The sequence below is a fragment of the Herbiconiux sp. FW305-C-125 genome (assembly GCF_058783455.1).
On record NZ_JBYSYO010000002.1, the window covers coordinates 595,895 to 611,526 of the forward strand.

The following is a 15,632-nucleotide window of genomic DNA, read 5'->3' on the forward strand; positions in this document are numbered from 1 at the left end:
CGGATGGACGAGCGCGCGCAACAATCGGGGTGGCACCGGTTCTGGAACCGGGGCGGCTGGTGGAAGGCGCTGCTGGTCGTCGCCGTCTACTGGGGGCTCTACCAGCTCGCCGGCCTGGCCATCAACGCGCTCTTCGGCCACCTCGTCGACAAGCAGAACCTGTTCGCGAACGCGCTGAGCGTGTTCGTGGGGTTGGCCGCGCCGATCCTGGTCGGCGGAATCCTCCTGGTGATCTTCGCCGTGTCGCTGGGCTGGTTGAAGGAGCTGTTCGGCCGGCAGCCGATCCGCGGGTCGTGGTGGATGTGGATCGGCGTGGCGGTCGTCATCGTCTTCAACGCCCTCCGGTTCGCGAGCGCGGACTACAGCGCGTGGGACGCCGGAGCCGTGATCGCGGTGCTGTTCACCGGGCTCTGCGTGGGCTTCGCCGAGGAGGTGCTGACCCGCGGGTTCGCGGTGAACCTGCTTCGCCGCGCCGGCTACGGTGAGCGGTCGGTGATGCTGTTGTCGTCGCTGTTGTTCGCGGCGCTGCACTCCGGCAACCTCGCCGCCGGAAGCAGCCCGCTCGTGGTGGCGTTCACCGTGGTCTACACCTTCGCCTTCGGCATCACGATGTACGTGGCGCTGCGGGTGACGGGCAACCTGATCTGGCCGATCCTGCTGCACGCCTCCACCGACCCGAGCCTGTTCCTGATGACCGGCGGGGTGGATGCGACGAGCGCCGCCATGCATCCCGGCCCGCTTGCACCGATCGCCGGGCTGGCGAACTACGCGGTGATGCTGTTCGCGATCGTGGCGATCATCGCCGTGCGCGGCCGCATCGACCGAACGGCCGCCTTCGCCGACCCGGGGCCGGCTACAGCCCTGCGCTGAGGGCGGTCACCCCGATCAGCACGAACCAGCCGATGAAGCCGAGGTAGATCACCCGCTCGAACAAGCCGAAAAGGCTGCGTCGTCGGCTGAGCGAGGCCACGAGCAGCCCGACCGCTCCGATCGCGCCGACGACGCCGAAGACGGTCGACCAGGTCGCTGCCGTCGCGTAGCCCGTGTCGTGCAGCAGGCCGCCGGCTACGAACGCAACGGCGACCGCGGACCCGAAGGCGCCGAAGGCGAGCACGGTGTGGATGCGCCCGACGGCCGTCACCCCCGTGCCCGGTGCGTCCATCCGCAGGAACGGGATGAGGATGCGGCAGACCGCGAACACCGCCAGCAGCACGATCACGACCGTAGCGGCCGAGCCGGCCAGTGCGGCGAACACGATGATCGCACCGATGCCGGCGACGCCCGCCGCGAGCGTCGACACCAGGATGACTGGACGGAATCGGGTCAGGTGGTATTGGCTCACCGGGTCGCGGAGCGGATTCAAGCCGGTGGGCAGCACGTGCACGGCTACGAGTCCCACGAGGCAGATGCCGATTCCCACCAGGGTCAGGAGCGCGCCCACGTCAGGCCAGGCAGTTCGGGCCGAGGAGCGACTTGAGCTCGCCGAACAGGTCGGCGGTGACCGAGACCTGGAACGGCACCTCGAACACCCTGACGTTGTCGTTCTTGATGAGCTTGAGCCGCACCTCCGTGTCGCCCGAGTGCCTGATCAGCACGTCGTTCAGCGCCTGCACCGTGTCGGTCGTGGCCCGCGTCTCGGCGAGCGAGATGTGGATGGGCCCGCTCGACCCGGCGGTGCCGAGGTTCGGCTGGAACATGCTGAACGCGTGCAGGTTCATGCCGTCGTCGCGCAGCGACACCCGCCCGCGCACCACCACGATGGCGTCGTTGGTGAGCGCCGGGCCGAACTCCTGGTAGGTCTTGCCCATGAACATGGCCGTGATCTCGCCGGCGAAGTCCTCGACCGTGATCATGCCGTACTGGTTGCCCGAGTTCTTCGCCGTGCGGTGCTGAACGCTCGTGATGAGGCCGGCGACGGTCACCTGATCGCCGTCGTTGACGTGATCCGATTCCAGCAGGTCCAGGATGCTCGTCGACGCGTGCTTGGCGAGCTCGATCTCGAGCCCCGCGAGCGGATGGTCGGAGACGTACAGCCCCAACATGTCGCGCTCGAAGGCGAGCTTGTCACGCTTGGCCCACTCCGGCCGCGGCGGGATCTCGTGCACCTCCTCGGGCGCATCCCACAGCGAGTCGAAGTCGAAGCCCACCTGGCCGTTGGCCTCGTTGCGCTTCTCCGACACCGCGTTGTCGATCATCGCCTCGTGCACCTCGATCAGCGCCCGCCGGGTCGAGCCGAGCGAGTCGAAGGCGCCCGCCTTGATCAGCGATTCGATGGTGCGCTTGTTCGTGGCCTGCAGCGGGATCTTCTTGAGGAAGTCGCCGAACGAGGTGAACGCGCCTTTCTCTTCACGGGCGGCGCGGATGAGCTCCACCACGTTCATACCCACGTTGCGCACGGCACCGAGACCGAAGCGGATGTCGGCGCCGACGGCGGTGAAGAACCCGATCGACTCGTTCACATCCGGCGGCAGAACCTTGATGCCCATGCGACGGCACTCGCTGAGGTACATCGCCATCTTGTCTTTCGAGTCGCCCACGCTCGTGAGCAGCGCCGCCATGTACTCGGCGGGGAAGTGCGCCTTGAGGTACGCGGTCCAGTACGAGACCACGCCGTAGGCCGCCGAGTGCGCCTTGTTGAAGGCGTAGTCGGAGAAGGGCAACAGGATGTCCCACAGGGTCTTCACCGCGGCCTCGGAGTAGCCGTTGTCGTGCATGCCCTTCGAGAAGCCCTCGTACTGCTTGTCGAGCTCGGACTTCTTCTTCTTGCCCATGGCGCGACGCAAGAGGTCGGCCTGGGCGAGCGTGAAGCCGGCGAGCTTCTGGGCGATCGACATCACCTGCTCCTGATACACGATCAGGCCGTAGGTGCCGCCGAGCACCTCCCGCAGCGGCTCTTCGAGTTCTGGGTGGATGGGCGTGATGGGCTGCAGGCCGTTCTTGCGCAGCGCGTAGTTGGTGTGCGAGTCGGCACCCATGGGGCCCGGCCGGTAGAGCGCGAGCACCGCCGAGATGTCCTCGAAGTTGTCGGGCTTCATCAGGCGCAGCAGCCCGCGCATCGGGCCGCCGTCGAGCTGGAAGACACCGAGGGTGTCGCCGCGGGCGAGCAGCTCGTACGCGGCCTTGTCGTCGAGCGCGAGGTCTTCGAGCACCGGCCGGTGACCGCGGTTGGCCTGGATGTTGTCGAGCGCGTCGTCGATGATGGTGAGGTTGCGGAGCCCCAGGAAGTCCATCTTGATGAGGCCGAGCGACTCGGCCGCCGGGTAGTCGAACTGGGTGACGATCTGGCCGTCCTGCTCCCGCTTCATGATCGGGATGATGTCGATCAACGGGTCGCTCGACATGATGACGCCGGCGGCGTGCACACCCCACTGCCGCTTCAGGTTCTCGATGCCGAGCGCGGTGTCGAAGACGGTGCGCGCCTCGGGGTCGGACTCGATGACGGTGCGGATGTCGACGGCCTCTTTGTAGCGCGGGTGCGCCTTGTCGAAGATGCCGGAGAGCGGGATGTCCTTCCCCATGATGGGCGGCGGCATCGCCTTCGTCAGCTTCTCGCCCATGCTGAACGGGAAGCCGAGCACACGGCCGGAGTCCTTCAGCGCCTGCTTGGCCTTGATGGTGCCGTAGGTGACGATCTGCGCCACGCGCTCGTCGCCGTACTTCTCGGTGACGTACTTGATCACCTCGCCGCGGCGCCGGTCGTCGAAGTCGACGTCGAAGTCGGGCATGGAGACACGGTCGGGGTTCAAGAACCGCTCGAAGATGAGGCCGTGCACGAGCGGATCGAGGTCGGTGATGCGCATGGCGTAGGCCGCCATGCTGCCCGCACCCGAACCACGACCCGGGCCGACACGGATGCCGTTGCGCTTGGACCAGTTGATGAAGTCGGCCACCACGAGGAAGTAGCCCGGGAAGCCCATGCTCTTGATGACGCCCACCTCGTAGTCGGCGCGCTCGCGCACCTCCTGGCTGATGCCGTTCGGGTAGCGCTGCTTGAGACCCTCCTCGACCTCCTTCTCGAACCAGGTGGCCTCGGTCTCCCCCTCCGGCACCGGGTACCGCGGCATGTAGTTGGCGCTGGTGTCGAAGGCGACCTCGCAGCGCTCGGCGATGAGGAGGGTGTTGTCGCAGGCCTCGGGGTGGTCGCGGAAGAGCTGCCGCATCTCGGCGGCCGACTTGAGGTAGAACTCGTCGGCGTCGAACTTGAAGCGGTTCGGGTCGCTCAGGGTCGAACCCGACTGCACGCACAGCAGCGCGGCGTGGCTCGTGGCGTCGTGCGCGTGCGTGTAGTGCAGGTCGTTGGTGGCGACGAGCTTGAGGTCGAGCTCCTTGGCGAGCCGGATCAGGTCGGTCATGATGCGCCGCTCGATCTCGAGACCGTGGTCCATGATCTCGCAGAAGAAGTTCTCCTTGCCGAAGATGTCACGGAAATCGGATGCGGCTTTCAGCGCTTCGTCGTACTGCCCGAGCCGGAGGCGGGTCTGGATCTCCCCGGACGGGCATCCGGTGGTGGCGATGAGGCCCTTGCTGTAGGTGCTGAGGAGCTCGCGGTCCATGCGCGGCTTGAAGTAGTACCCCTCGATGCTGGCCTTCGACGAGAGCCGGAAGAGGTTGTGCATGCCCTCGGTCGTCTCGGAGAGCAGCGTCATGTGCGTGTAGGCACCGGCGCCCGACACGTCGTCTCCCCCGCCGTTGCCCCAGCGCACGCGCGTCTTGTCGCCGCGATGGGTACCCGGGGTGAGGTAGGCCTCGGTGCCGATGATCGGCTTGATACCGGCCTCGGTGGCCGTCTTCCAGAAGTCGAACGCACCGAAGACGTTGCCGTGGTCGGTGATGGCGACGGCCGGCATGCCCTGTTCCTTCGCCGCGTCGATCAGGGGTTTCACGCGGGCCGCACCGTCGAGCATCGAGTATTCGCTGTGGACGTGCAGGTGCACGAAGGAGTCGTTCGAGGGCACTGAGTCTCCGGCTGTCTCGGCTTGGGTACCAAGTCTAAACGCCGCCGCCGACGCCGCGCCGGCGTGTCGCGACGGTGTCGTCAGGATGACCGGCGCGACGCACTCAGTGCTGCGTGAAGCGGGTGACGGTGTAGTCGATCGGGTCGACGACGGGGTTCTTCGTGGCGGTCACGATCGTGTCGACGAGGCTCTCGGACTCCTCCTCCACACCCGCACCGAACTTGGTGCCGACGACGTGCACGCCGCCACTGCCGCGCCGCGGTTTCCAGCCGAAGTCGGCGGGCGCCGGGATGAGACGCACCAGGCATTGCGCCTCGGCGCGGATGTCTTCGATGCGCAGGCCCGAGTACGTGCCCGCCACGTCGAAGGCGTCGGTGGCCGTGATCGCCGAGCCGTCGGCATCCGTCACCGTCGCCTCGACGCTCGCGCGGTAGGTCTCGCCGGACTCGGAGGCGAGCTCCAGAGCGCGCCCGCCGGGCATGATGCGGCACCCGACGCGGTAGCTCGCGCCGTCGGAGCTGATCTCGACCGAAGTCGCATCGGCTGCGACGGCGACGCCACCCACCGTCCATGTGACGGCCGGCCGCGCGAATCCGGTCGCCTGCACCACGAACGACGCGGTCGTGCGGCTCATCCAGACGCCGGTTCGCTTGGGCTCGCCGCAGTCGTTCGTCGTCTCGCTCTGGGTGTCGCCCCCGGTGGTGAACGACTCGGCGCTCACGGTGATGGTCGCCGTCTTCGGCGTCGCGGGCGGCGGGATCGGGGTGCCGCCCGGCGGGATCTTCGGCACGTACGCATCCATCACCAGGATCGCGAAGATCTTCTTCTGCGCATCCTGTTCCCGCCCGTTGTGCCGCAGCACCGTGATGCCGTGCGACGTGTCGGTGGTGTCGAACTCGTAGAAGAGGTCGTCGGCCACCGCCGGCGCCGCCGCCTGCTTGGGCACGTTCGGGTCGTAGACCCACAGGCGTACGGTCTGCCCGCTCTGCTCGTAGGCGTAGGCGAGCACCTGGTGGTTGGCGCCGATGTCGAAATCGTCGCTCTGCACCAGGCCGAGCGGCACCAGCCGGCCGGCGTCGAGGTCGCGACGGATGCGCGGCCACTCCTCGCGGTAGGTGACCCACGACTTGCCCTTCGCGACCCCGAGGGTCTGCAGCGCGCCCTCGTCGTCGTCGGGATACAGCGGCGACGAGTAGGACAGCCAGCGGATGCCCCGCCCGTTCACGTCGAAACTCTCGAGCAGGCGGTCGCGGACGTAACGGAACAGCGGGTCGTCCGGCGAGTCGGGCGAGACGAAGGAGCCGTCTTCCACCGCGGGGACGTCGGGGAGCCGGCCGGCCAGGAAATAGTCCATGACCGTGTAGGTCATGCCGCCGCAGAGTCCGCTGTCGGCGTGGGTGATGGGCAACCACTCCTCGGGCACGGTGCCGATGCCGAGGGTGTCGACGATGTCACCGCCGATGCCGAGATCGAGCAAGCCGGAGTCGTTGCGGAGCAGTGCCTCGCGCATCCGGTTCCACACCCAGCCGAGGGTGACGACGGGGAGGTCGCCGCTCCAGGTGTTGGAGAAGCCGAAGCCGTTCACCGACGGGGTGAAGCCCGGCACCGACACCCGGGCGGTGTCGCGGAACACGATCTCGAGCTGGGCGCGGTTGCCCCGCTTCTGGCCGTCGGCGTCGACGTAGGCGGCGTAGTAGCCGCCGGGGGCGTGCACGTGGAAGGTGTTGCCGTACTGCGACTCGACCCAGGGGCTGTCCGCGAAGATGTAGAGCTCGCCCGCCACGGTGCCGTCGGGCGCCACGACGTCGTACCAGGCGCGGGCCTCCACGCCGCTCAGGGCGACACCGAGCGCGGAGTCGCCCTCGGCCTGCCACTGCAGGTCGTTGCCCGGCGGGGTGTCGATGAAGCTCGCCGGGGTCCAGCCGCCCGGGGTCCAGTCGCCGGAGGTGGCGGCGTGTTTGAGATGGAGGGTGGCACCGGATTCGTTCCGCACGACGACCCTCATGTAGTTGCGCGCCATGGCACCCTCGTTCCGCTCGCCCCGTTGCGCCGACGGGCAACATCATCCTCGCTCGGTGCCCCCGGCGGAAGAGGTGATTCGCAGGCAGCGTCAGGGGAGCTCGACCATGACCAGGGCGCGGTCGGCCGCCAGGTCGACGGTGTGACGCCCGAGGCGGGCGAACAGCGGCCAGACCGCGGGGTCGATACCGCGACGATGGGTGCCCACCAGGGAGAACACGACGGTCGGCGCCGTGTGCTCCCCTGCCGGAAGGAAGGTGAGGTCGAGCGCGGGGGCGGCGGCGTGCGCCACGCACAGCCAGGTGAGGGCGAGCAGGTTCCCCCGCTGCTCGGGCTCCAGCCGGGCGGCGAGCAGTGCCGGATCGATCACGCGCACGGTGCGTCGCAGATGCTCCGACTCGGTCAGCGCGATCTGCAGCCAGGTCTGCTCGTGATCGGTCACGAGCGCCTGCCGCAGCTCGTCGCTCAGCTGCTCCGCCCGAGCGGCCGTGGCGGCGTCGATGTGCTGCCCGGGCTGCAAGGCCGCGACCTCCGCCAGGAGGCGCTCGGCGTCGCCGTCCAGCCGCCGCAGCTCCGAGGCCGCCGTCACTCCGAGCCCCACCGCGGGTGCCGTGATGAGGCTCTCGGTGACCGCCTGTTCGATCCGGCGGCCGAGGTACCGGTCGGCGGCATGGATCATCGTGATCCCGGCCACCACCGGCGTCAGTCCGAGCAGCAGGCCGGTGATCCCGGCCGAGAGGCTCGCGGGGTCGGCGATCCAGCCGATCGCCACGGTCGCGCATCCGCTCGCCGTCAGCACCACCGCGCCGATGACGCTGCGCCGCAGCGACTGCAGCGGCAGGCAGGCCAGCAGGCACGCGCCGAAGCCGATGACGGCGGTCGGGTAGAACGGCGCTCCCGATCCGCCGGCCAGGAAGGCCAACAGGTCGGCGATCACGGCGAACAGCCCGGCCACCTCGAGCAGGGCCGCCACCCGGGCGGGCAGCACGCCACCGCGTCGCCGCCCGGTCAGCACCACTCCGGCGAACGCCACGGCCAGCACGGCCCAGGCGACGAGCGAGAGCCAGCGCGCGGGCCCGTCCGACCACGACCAGCCGAGCGACGCGAGACCGCGCACGAACACCAGAGCACCCAGCAGCGCGAAGCCGAGGCCGAGGTACCCGGCGCTCAGGTTGCGGTCCTGCCGGATGCGCGTGCGCAGCCGGCCGATGGCGACCGGTCCGTCGTGGTAGGCCGCAATCAGCTGCGCCAGCGTGCCGGTGCCCGGCGAACTCGTCGCGACACCTCGAGCCGCCGGGTCGTCGCCCGCGCCCCGGCGCACCGCGCTCATCGCGGCACCTCGAGCAGCACCGTCGTTCCGCGACCGACCGACGAGAACACGCGAGCCGTGCCCCCGACCGCCTGGATGCGCGCCTCCACCGACTCCGCCACGCCCAGCCGCCCGCGCGGTACGGCCTCCCGATCGAAGCCGACCCCGGTGTCGGTGACGACGGCGCGCACCATCCGCTCGTCGTGCGTGACCGTCACCTCGGCGCGGGACTCGCCGGAGTGCCGACGCGCGTTCTCGAGACACTCGGCCACCGCGCGAACGAGCGCGTCGAGCTGCGTCGCGGCTGCATCGACCCGCTCGACACCGTGCCAGACCACCGTGAAACCGGGCGCGGCGAACCGGCTCTCGACCTGCGCCCGCACACTTTGCGTGGGCACGAGGGGCGACGGGGCCGCGGCGCGCGCGGAGACCGCGTCGACCGCCGAGCCCGGCGCGCGCCCGGGCGACGGCGAAGACGCGGGCGCGGGCGCGGGCGCGAACAACGTGCCCTCCGTGCGCAGCCGCGCCAGCACCGCGCTGTCGGTGGCGGCCTGGGCGCGCAGGCGGTCGGGCGGCACCCCGTCGCCGGAGTGCGCGATGAGCGACAGCGTTGCCAGCACCGTGTCGTGCAGCACCCGGGCGCCGTAACGCAGCTCCGCCTCGGCCTCGGTCGACCGGCGCTCTGCGGCATAGCCCTGCCGCAATCGCTCGAGGCCGGTCTCGACGCGGAGGGCGCTCCGGGTCAGCCACCAGCCCGCGAGCGCGAGCCCCAGCCACCCGCCGACGACCGCGATCCCCACGAACGCCGTGCGCCCGAACGGCACGCTCACCACGACCGCGAGCACGAGCACGGGCACCCCTGCCGCCGCGGCGACGAGCGGATGCACTCCCCCACGCCTTCCCGAACCGCCACGTCTCCCGGCCGCGCCGCCGCCCGCGACCGCGACAAGGAGCGACGGGATGGCGAGCGAGGACAGCATCGTCACCGCCGCGACCGTCGACCCGTCGGTCACCTCCGCCCCCGGCAGCAGGAAGGCGGCGAGAGTGGCCAACCCCGCGACGTAGGTCGCGCCCACCCAGCGAGCCCCGCCCCGGCGCGTTCCGAGCATCACGAATCCGGCTGCCACCGCGACGAGGCCCACCAGCACCGGTGCCAGCGCGGGGAGCCGGCCGGCAGCAGGCACCGCGAGGTTGATCAGCGCGGACACCGTGAACACGATGCCGAAGCCCCGGGCGCCCACCAGCGCGAGCCGCTGCGCGTCTGCGGAGCCGCTCACCGCGGCCGGAGCGTCGCGGCCGGCGGCCGGCTGTATGGTCACGACTGAAAGATAGCGCGACCCCGTCGGCGGATCCCTCGCTTCACCCGGTTGGGGGGCACCCGCCGGCACCCGCCCACGCCCGGCTGGTGCCAGGCTTGCCTTCATGGCAGGCACACGCATCCGGCTCGCGCTCGTCGACGACCACCGGATGCTCCTGACCGCCCTCAGTGAGTGGATCCGTGGCGCGGCCGACGACATCGAGCTGGTCGCGGCGGTGTCCACCTGGCCCGAGTTGCTCGCGCATCCGCAGTTCCCGGTCGATGCGGTGCTGCTCGATCTCGATCTGCGCGACGACCTCCCCGTCTCGGTGAAGCTGCGCGCACTCGACACCGTCGGGGTGAGGACGGTGCTGATGAGCACCTACTCAGAGCCCGCGGTCGTGCGCGACGCCCTGGCCGCGGGGGCGGCCGGGTACATCGTGAAGAGCGAGCAGGCCGAGACGATCGTGCTCGCCATCCGCGCCGCGATCGCCGGTGAGACCTTCGTGTCGCCGCGGCTGCGGGCGCAGCTCGACACCGTGCCGGAGCTGCCCCAGCTCACCACGCAGGAGCGCCAGGTGATGGCGCTCTACAGCACGGGCGAGTCGGCGAAACGCATCGCGACGGTGCTGAGCATCAGCGAGCAGACCGCGAAGTCGCACCTCAAGCGCATCCGGGCCCGGTATCTCGCGGCCGGCATCGACATCGGCACGAAGGTGGCGTTGCGGGAGCAGGCGATCCGCGGCGGGCTGATTGTGGCGCCGCAGCGCGGCAGCGACGTCGTGCGGGACTCGCGCTGAGCCATCCGCCCGCCGGTCTGCCGAGCGGTCAGGCGACGGCGCCGCCCATCATGCCGATCAGCTGCAGTTGGTGCTCGCGCTCGACGCCCTGGGCGTGGAACTTCCCGTCGGGGGTGAAGTACGCGACCAGACCGTCGGGGTTGGGGTGCTCCCACGCCTTGAGGTGCTTCTCGAGGTCTTTCACGTAGTACCGCACCTCCCCGCTCTCGGTGCGCTTCTCGGTGTGCTCGGATGCCTCGAGTTGCGCCTGCGTCAAACGGGGCGGTTCAGGTGTCTGCTCCATACGACGACTCTATTCGCGACACCGATCGCCGCCACCCCGCAGTGCGCGCGGCACCCGACGGCTCACCAGCGCTGGCGGTGCCGCTCCTGATCGACGACAGCCGCTCGGTCGGCCAAGCGCCGCAGCCCGGCGAGCGGCTGCGCCATTCTGGGGTTGTCTCGGATGCGTGGCTCGACCCGTTCGAGAAAGGCCCAGTACCCGGCGGTGAACGGGCACGCCTGCTCGCCCAGCCGCACCTTCGGGTCGAAGGCGCAGCCGGCACAGTAGTCCGACATCCGGTCGATGTAGGCGCCGCCGGAGACGTACGGCTTGGTCGCGACGACCCCGCCGTCGGCGTGCTGCGACATTCCGATCACGTTGGCGGGCATCACCCACGGCGTGCCGTCGACGAACATGTCGACGAACCACTGGTTGAGGGCGACCGGATCGTAGCCGTGCTGGAGGGCCCAGTTGCCGAGCACCATCAGACGCTGGATGTGATGCGCCCAGCCGTGCCGGCGCATCCCGTCGATCGTCTCGCGGAGGCACGCCGACTCGATGGCCGTGGGGTCGAGCTCGCGGAAGGCACGCGGCAACGGGGTGTGTGCGCCGAGCGCATTGCGGGCGGTCGGGTACCCCTCGCCGAGGTACCAGTAGAGGTGCCAGACGTAGTCGCGCCAGCCGAGGATCTGCCGCGCGAACCCCTCCACACTCGACAACGGTGCGCGCCCGGCGTGGTACTCGGCCACGACGGTCTCGACCACGTCGAGCGGATCGAGGAGGCCGAGATTGAGCGGGGCGCTCAGCTGGGAGTGCGCCATGGTCCAGTCGCCGCTCAGCATGGCGTCTTCGAAGGGCCCGAAGTCGTTCAGGCGCGTCTGGATGAAGTCGGCGAGCGCGTGCTGCGCTTCCTCCGGGGTGGCCGCGAACCGCCGCGGCCCGTCGTCGCCGACGAGGGTCACCCGTCCCTCGCGTTCCCAGCGGTCGAGGTCGGTCCGCACCTCGGCGTCGATGTCGTCCTCCTCGGGCCACCACGGGTCCGGCAGCCCGAGGCGCGCCGCATGCTTCGGGGGTGGGTTGCGGTTGTCGTGGTCGTAGTTCCAGCGGCCGCCCTCGGGCTGGTCGCCGCGCATCAGGATGCCCGTGCGCCGGCGCACCGTGCGGTAGAAGTCCTCGAGCAGCATCCGCTGCCCGGTGCGGCTGTCGGCCCAGCGCCGGAAGTCGTCCTCGGCGGTGACGAAGCCGCGACTGGGCAGGATGGCGATCGGTTGGCGTCGCACGAACCGGCGGGCGGCCCAGCTCGTGGGGTCGATGACCTCGAGGTCGTCGCGGCCGTCGACGACGTCGGCGTAGCGCTCGACCCGGTGGTACTCCACGCGGTCACCGAGTGCTGCCGCCCGGTGGCGGAGGGCGGAGAGCAGGAGGTGCGCCTTGGCGCGGTGCATCGGCCGGCGCCCGAACACCGACCGCGCCTCCACGATGAGCATCCGGCCGCCGTCGTCGAACAGCGGGCCGAGCTGCCCGGCGAACACCCACCGGGTGCGGGGTGCTGCACGGTTCGTGCTCATGCTCCCCAGCGTGGCACGATCACGCCGCGTCGGCCGTGCGCGGGCGTAGCCTGACGGCATGGACCCCGCGAACTCCTCGGCTGAGCCCGCCGGCCGGATGCGCGGCTCCTGGCCCGCCGAGGAGCTGCGTCACCTCGCCGGTCTGCACGAGGTCGAGGTCGCCCGCGTGCTGGGCGACGGCCGGCCCGGCCGCTGGCTGCCCATCTGGGTGGTCGTGGTGGGCGACGACGTGCTCGTGCGCACCTGGCAGCGGCGCGACACCGGCTGGTACGGCGCCGCAGTCGCATCCGGGCGGCTGTGGGTGCGCTCCCCCGCCGAGCGGCTCGTCGCCGTCGCGCCCACGGGCGCGGAGCACGCCGCCCGCGTGGATGCCGCCTACCGCGCGAAGTACGGCGCAGCCGGTGCCGTCTCGATGGTCACCGCGGAGGCCGCCGCTTCCACCCTCCGCCTCAGGCCGATCGACGCCTAGCGACCGAACAGAGCTCAGCGCCAGCCGAGCGCCGGGGCGACCTCCGTGAGGATGGACTCGAGTACGTGCGCGTTGTAGTCGACGCCGAGCTGATTGGGCACGGTGAGCAACAGGGTGTCGGCCTCGGCGATCGCCTCGTCCTCGGCGAGCTGCTGCACGAGCCGGTCGGGCTCGGCGGCGTAGCTCCGGCCGAAGATGGCGCGGAGGTTGGCGTCGATGTTGCCGATCTGGTCGCGGCTGTCGTCGTCGCCGCCGAAGTAGGCGCGGTCGAGGTCGTTCGTGATCGCGAAGATGCTGCGGCTCACCGAGACCCGCGGGGTGAAGTCGTGACCCGCATCCGCCCACGCCTCCCGGAACTCACGGATCTGCGCGGCCTGCTGCACGTGGAAGGGCTCGCCCGTCTCGTCCATCTTGAGCGTCGAGGACTGCAGGTTCATGCCGAGCTCGGCCGCCCAGCGAGCCGTGGCGTTGGAGGCAGCGCCCCACCAGATGCGTTCGCGCAACCCCTCGGAGTACGGTTCGATGCGGAGGAGACCCGGCGGGTTGGGGAACATCGGGCGCGGGTTGGGCTGAGCGAACCCCTCCCCCTTCAGCACCTGCAAGAAAACCTTCGTGTGCTCGCGGGCCATGTCGGCGTCATCCTGCCCCTCGGCTGGCTGGTAGCCGAAGTAGCGCCAGCCCTCGACGACCTGTTCGGGTGATCCGCGGCTGATGCCGAGCTGCAGTCTGCCGCCGGAGATGAGGTCGGCGGCGCCCGCATCCTCGGCCATGTAGAGCGGATTCTCGTACCGCATGTCGATCACGCCGGTGCCGATCTCGATGCGCTGCGTGCGCGCACCCACCGCGGCCAGCAGCGGGAACGGCGAGCCGAGCTGCCGGGCGAAGTGGTGCACGCGGAAGTACGCGCCATCGGCGCCGAGCTCTTCGGCCGCGACCGCGAGGTCGATCGACTGCAGCAGCGTGTCGGCGGCGGTGCGGGTCTGCGACTGCGGCGACGGAGTCCAGTGCCCGAAGGACAGGAAGCCGATGTTCTTGCGGTTCGAGGTGCTCACGGTGATGTCAACACGGGGTCGTCAGCGAGAATTCCAGATCGTCGGGCCGCCACGGGCGACGGATGCGGTGAGCCCGGCCTGCTGGAGCGCCTCCTCCACTCGGCGCGGCAGGGCCGGGAGCCGTGCTGTGGTGCCGGCGGAGCCGCGCGCGAGCCCACACAGGAGGGTCAGCTCGAGCCGCCCGGCACGCACCTCGAGCCGCGCGTAGTCGCTCTCGCGCCGCCAGCACAGCCGGTCGATGTCGCGCAGCGCCACTTCGAGCGTGGCCGCACCGGCCGTCACCTGAAGGCGCGCCCGGGCGAGATCAACGCGCACAAGGCAGTCGACGCTGCGGCGGTTGAGGATGCCGCGGAACAGCAGAACGGCGGGCAGCGCGATGACCACCCCGACGACCACCACCACGGCGGTCGGGCCGAGACGCGCGGCGAGATCCCCCGTGGCGGCGATGAGGGCGCCACCGCAGCCGCCGACGACCACCATCAAGGCGGCGATGAGCAACCGCAGCGTGCGCATCCGCAGCGGGACGGCCGTGAATCGGAGTTCGGAGACGTCATGTGCGGTGACCCAGGCCGGCGCGAGCTCGGCTGAGGGCGAGGTCGCAGCCGGCGCGGTGCGCCGCCCGCCGGGAATCAGGTCGACGAAGCGGGCGAGGGCTGCGAGCCAGATCCACCCGGCGCCCGGCGGGGCCGCGAACTGCAGAACCGTCAGTGCCGCCCGCGGCAGGGGCGGCAGTGCCCGGGCGATGGCGGGGCCCATGGCGACCAATCCCCACAGCAGGAGCCCGGCCGCCACCGCCGCCACCGCTAGTGTCACCAGTGCGCTACCCGGCCGGCGTCCGCGCGATGCGGCGCCCACGACCCCGATGCCGCACAGCCACCCACCCCCGAGCGCGAGCAGGAATGCGACGAAGCCCACGGCCGGGTCGCTCACCACCAGCGCGGTCGACCCGCCGAGGAGGACGAGCGCCCACGGCCACGGGCTCCACAGCAGCCGTCGCGCCGTCCCCGTCACGGGTAGCTGCCGGGTTCGGCCTGCTCCCCCAGTTCGCGCACCCGCGGCTCCGGTCGACCGGCCGGCGACCCCGGGGGCGCCGGCGTGCGGGCGTTCAGTCACAGAGGTGGGCGGTGGCCGTGGGGAGGGCCGCCAGGGCGGTGGCGCTCGCCGTGCTCGACGCGGCCTGCGCGGCGGCGGATGCGGATTCGGCGACGGCGGCGGCGCATCCGGAATCCGTGCGGTACTGCTCCACCGCGGCCAGCGCCGGCACGAGACTCTGGGTGATGCGGTCGAGTACCGGCCGCACCTCGGTGGCGAGGTCGGGGGCGCTGACGGGCGGCGTGGCGGTGCCGGCGGCCCAGGCGTCGAGGAGCGCCTGCTGCACCTCCTTGCTGGCGGAGATCTGGTCGGTGAACACCACGCGGATGTAGTCCTGGTCGGCGTCCACCTCGGTCGCGCGCGCGGCCGCAGCGTCGAGCACGGCCTTCTCGCGGGCCTCGTCGGTGACCGGCTGCCCACTGAAGAACTTCGAGGCGGCGACCTCGTCGCCCGTGGCGAGCCGCTCGGTGACGAGGGTGAGCACCTCGTCGAAGGCACCGGCCGGGATGGCGCTTGTCGGAGTCGGTGTGCTCGTCGCCGTCGGCGGCGTCGTTGTCGCGCATCCGGTGAGCACGGTGACGGATGCAGCGAGAAGCAGGAGACGGATCACGACGGTTTGACGCACGGCATGAGCGTATCGGGGCTGGGTGTCCTGCGCCGTGAGCTGCCGCGCGAGCTGCGCTCGCTTGCCGAAGATGGATGCGAGCCAGACACACAAATAGTCGCTCCAGACCCAGCCATCCGCGGCTGGTCCGCGGTGGTGACGGATGCACGGGACACGACCCGAACCGGACCACCAGTCCGACCCG

General features: G+C 70.7%; 13 protein-coding genes. 3 read left to right on the forward strand and 10 right to left on the reverse strand.

The genetic code is table 11. From position 1 onward, the window contains the following. Positions 1-3: 3 nt before the first annotated feature. Positions 4-870 (forward strand): CPBP family intramembrane glutamic endopeptidase, encoded by an 867-nt coding sequence (locus AC3WLB_RS10260; RefSeq protein WP_492505611.1) that lies wholly within the window; start codon positions 4-6, stop codon positions 868-870. On the opposite strand, the gene AC3WLB_RS10265 is transcribed toward AC3WLB_RS10260, so the two are convergent. From AC3WLB_RS10265 to AC3WLB_RS10285, 5 genes are all read right to left on the reverse strand, one after another. Next, complete coding sequence (locus AC3WLB_RS10265; RefSeq protein ID WP_492505613.1) at positions 854-1,441, reverse strand: DUF998 domain-containing protein; 588 nt, start codon at positions 1,439-1,441, stop codon at positions 854-856. The two genes, AC3WLB_RS10260 and AC3WLB_RS10265, sit on opposite strands and share 17 nt — an antisense overlap. A 1-nt stretch (position 1,442) precedes the next feature. Beyond that, on the reverse strand, positions 1,443-4,904 hold the full coding sequence (gene dnaE, locus AC3WLB_RS10270) for a DNA polymerase III subunit alpha (RefSeq protein WP_492505653.1): 3,462 nt from the start codon (positions 4,902-4,904) through the stop codon (positions 1,443-1,445). A 154-nt stretch (positions 4,905-5,058) separates the two neighbouring features. Then, positions 5,059-6,975, reverse strand: a complete 1,917-nt coding sequence (locus tag AC3WLB_RS10275; RefSeq protein ID WP_492505615.1) for a hypothetical protein — start codon at positions 6,973-6,975, stop codon at positions 5,059-5,061. Between the two features lie 90 nt (positions 6,976-7,065). After that, positions 7,066-8,304 carry a hypothetical protein gene (locus AC3WLB_RS10280; protein WP_492505617.1) on the reverse strand — a complete coding sequence of 413 codons (1,239 nt, stop codon included), beginning with the start codon at positions 8,302-8,304 and terminating at the stop codon, positions 7,066-7,068. After that, positions 8,301-9,602, reverse strand: coding sequence for a sensor histidine kinase (locus AC3WLB_RS10285; protein ID WP_492505619.1), 1,302 nt, complete (start codon positions 9,600-9,602; stop codon positions 8,301-8,303). The genes AC3WLB_RS10280 and AC3WLB_RS10285 overlap by 4 nt, the downstream gene beginning before the upstream one ends. A gap of 103 nt (positions 9,603-9,705) precedes the next feature. On the opposite strand from AC3WLB_RS10285, the gene AC3WLB_RS10290 reads away from it, so the two are divergent. Further along, positions 9,706-10,380, forward strand: a complete 675-nt coding sequence (locus AC3WLB_RS10290) for a LuxR C-terminal-related transcriptional regulator (protein ID WP_492505621.1) — start codon at positions 9,706-9,708, stop codon at positions 10,378-10,380. 28 nt (positions 10,381-10,408) lie between these two features. On the opposite strand, the gene AC3WLB_RS10295 is transcribed toward AC3WLB_RS10290, so the two are convergent. Next, positions 10,409-10,663 (reverse strand): hypothetical protein, encoded by a 255-nt coding sequence (locus tag AC3WLB_RS10295; protein WP_492505623.1) that lies wholly within the window; start codon positions 10,661-10,663, stop codon positions 10,409-10,411. Between the two features lie 62 nt (positions 10,664-10,725). Continuing rightward, complete coding sequence (locus AC3WLB_RS10300) at positions 10,726-12,210, reverse strand: cryptochrome/photolyase family protein (RefSeq protein WP_492505625.1); 1,485 nt, start codon at positions 12,208-12,210, stop codon at positions 10,726-10,728. Positions 12,211-12,268: 58 nt separating this feature from the next. Here AC3WLB_RS10300 and AC3WLB_RS10305 point away from each other — a divergent pair, with 58 nt between their 5' ends. Then, on the forward strand, positions 12,269-12,679 hold the full coding sequence (locus tag AC3WLB_RS10305) for a DUF2255 family protein (RefSeq protein WP_492505627.1): 411 nt from the start codon (positions 12,269-12,271) through the stop codon (positions 12,677-12,679). A 14-nt stretch (positions 12,680-12,693) separates the two neighbouring features. Here the strand turns inward: AC3WLB_RS10305 and AC3WLB_RS10310 are convergent, their stop codons facing one another. The 3 genes from AC3WLB_RS10310 to aroQ form a co-directional block, all read right to left on the reverse strand. Beyond that, complete coding sequence (locus tag AC3WLB_RS10310; RefSeq protein ID WP_022896262.1) at positions 12,694-13,731, reverse strand: LLM class flavin-dependent oxidoreductase; 1,038 nt, start codon at positions 13,729-13,731, stop codon at positions 12,694-12,696. Positions 13,732-13,752: 21 nt separating this feature from the next. Beyond that, entirely contained in the window at positions 13,753-14,742 is a 990-nt protein-coding gene (locus AC3WLB_RS10315) for a hypothetical protein (RefSeq protein WP_492505630.1), read from the reverse strand. A gap of 94 nt (positions 14,743-14,836) precedes the next feature. After that, positions 14,837-15,632, reverse strand: a 796-nt coding sequence (gene aroQ / locus AC3WLB_RS10320; RefSeq protein WP_492505632.1) for a gamma subclass chorismate mutase AroQ, incomplete at its 5' end; no start/stop codon positions are given.

What these genes read in the sequence shown, in the direction of transcription:
- AC3WLB_RS10275 (WP_492505615.1), bottom strand. Translation starts at nt 6,975, where the DNA reads ATGGCGCGCAACTACATGAGGGTCGTCGTGCGGAACGAATCCGGTGCC.
- dnaE (WP_492505653.1), bottom strand. Translation starts at nt 4,904, where the DNA reads ATGCTCGACGGTGCGGCCCGCGTGAAACCCCTGATCGACGCGGCGAAG.
- AC3WLB_RS10300 (WP_492505625.1), bottom strand. Translation starts at nt 12,210, where the DNA reads ATGAGCACGAACCGTGCAGCACCCCGCACCCGGTGGGTGTTCGCCGGG.
- AC3WLB_RS10280 (WP_492505617.1), bottom strand. Translation starts at nt 8,304, where the DNA reads ATGAGCGCGGTGCGCCGGGGCGCGGGCGACGACCCGGCGGCTCGAGGT.
- AC3WLB_RS10290 (WP_492505621.1), top strand. Translation starts at nt 9,706, where the DNA reads ATGGCAGGCACACGCATCCGGCTCGCGCTCGTCGACGACCACCGGATG.
- AC3WLB_RS10305 (WP_492505627.1), top strand. Translation starts at nt 12,269, where the DNA reads ATGGACCCCGCGAACTCCTCGGCTGAGCCCGCCGGCCGGATGCGCGGC.
- AC3WLB_RS10260 (WP_492505611.1), top strand. Translation starts at nt 4, where the DNA reads ATGGACGAGCGCGCGCAACAATCGGGGTGGCACCGGTTCTGGAACCGG.
- AC3WLB_RS10295 (WP_492505623.1), bottom strand. Translation starts at nt 10,663, where the DNA reads ATGGAGCAGACACCTGAACCGCCCCGTTTGACGCAGGCGCAACTCGAG.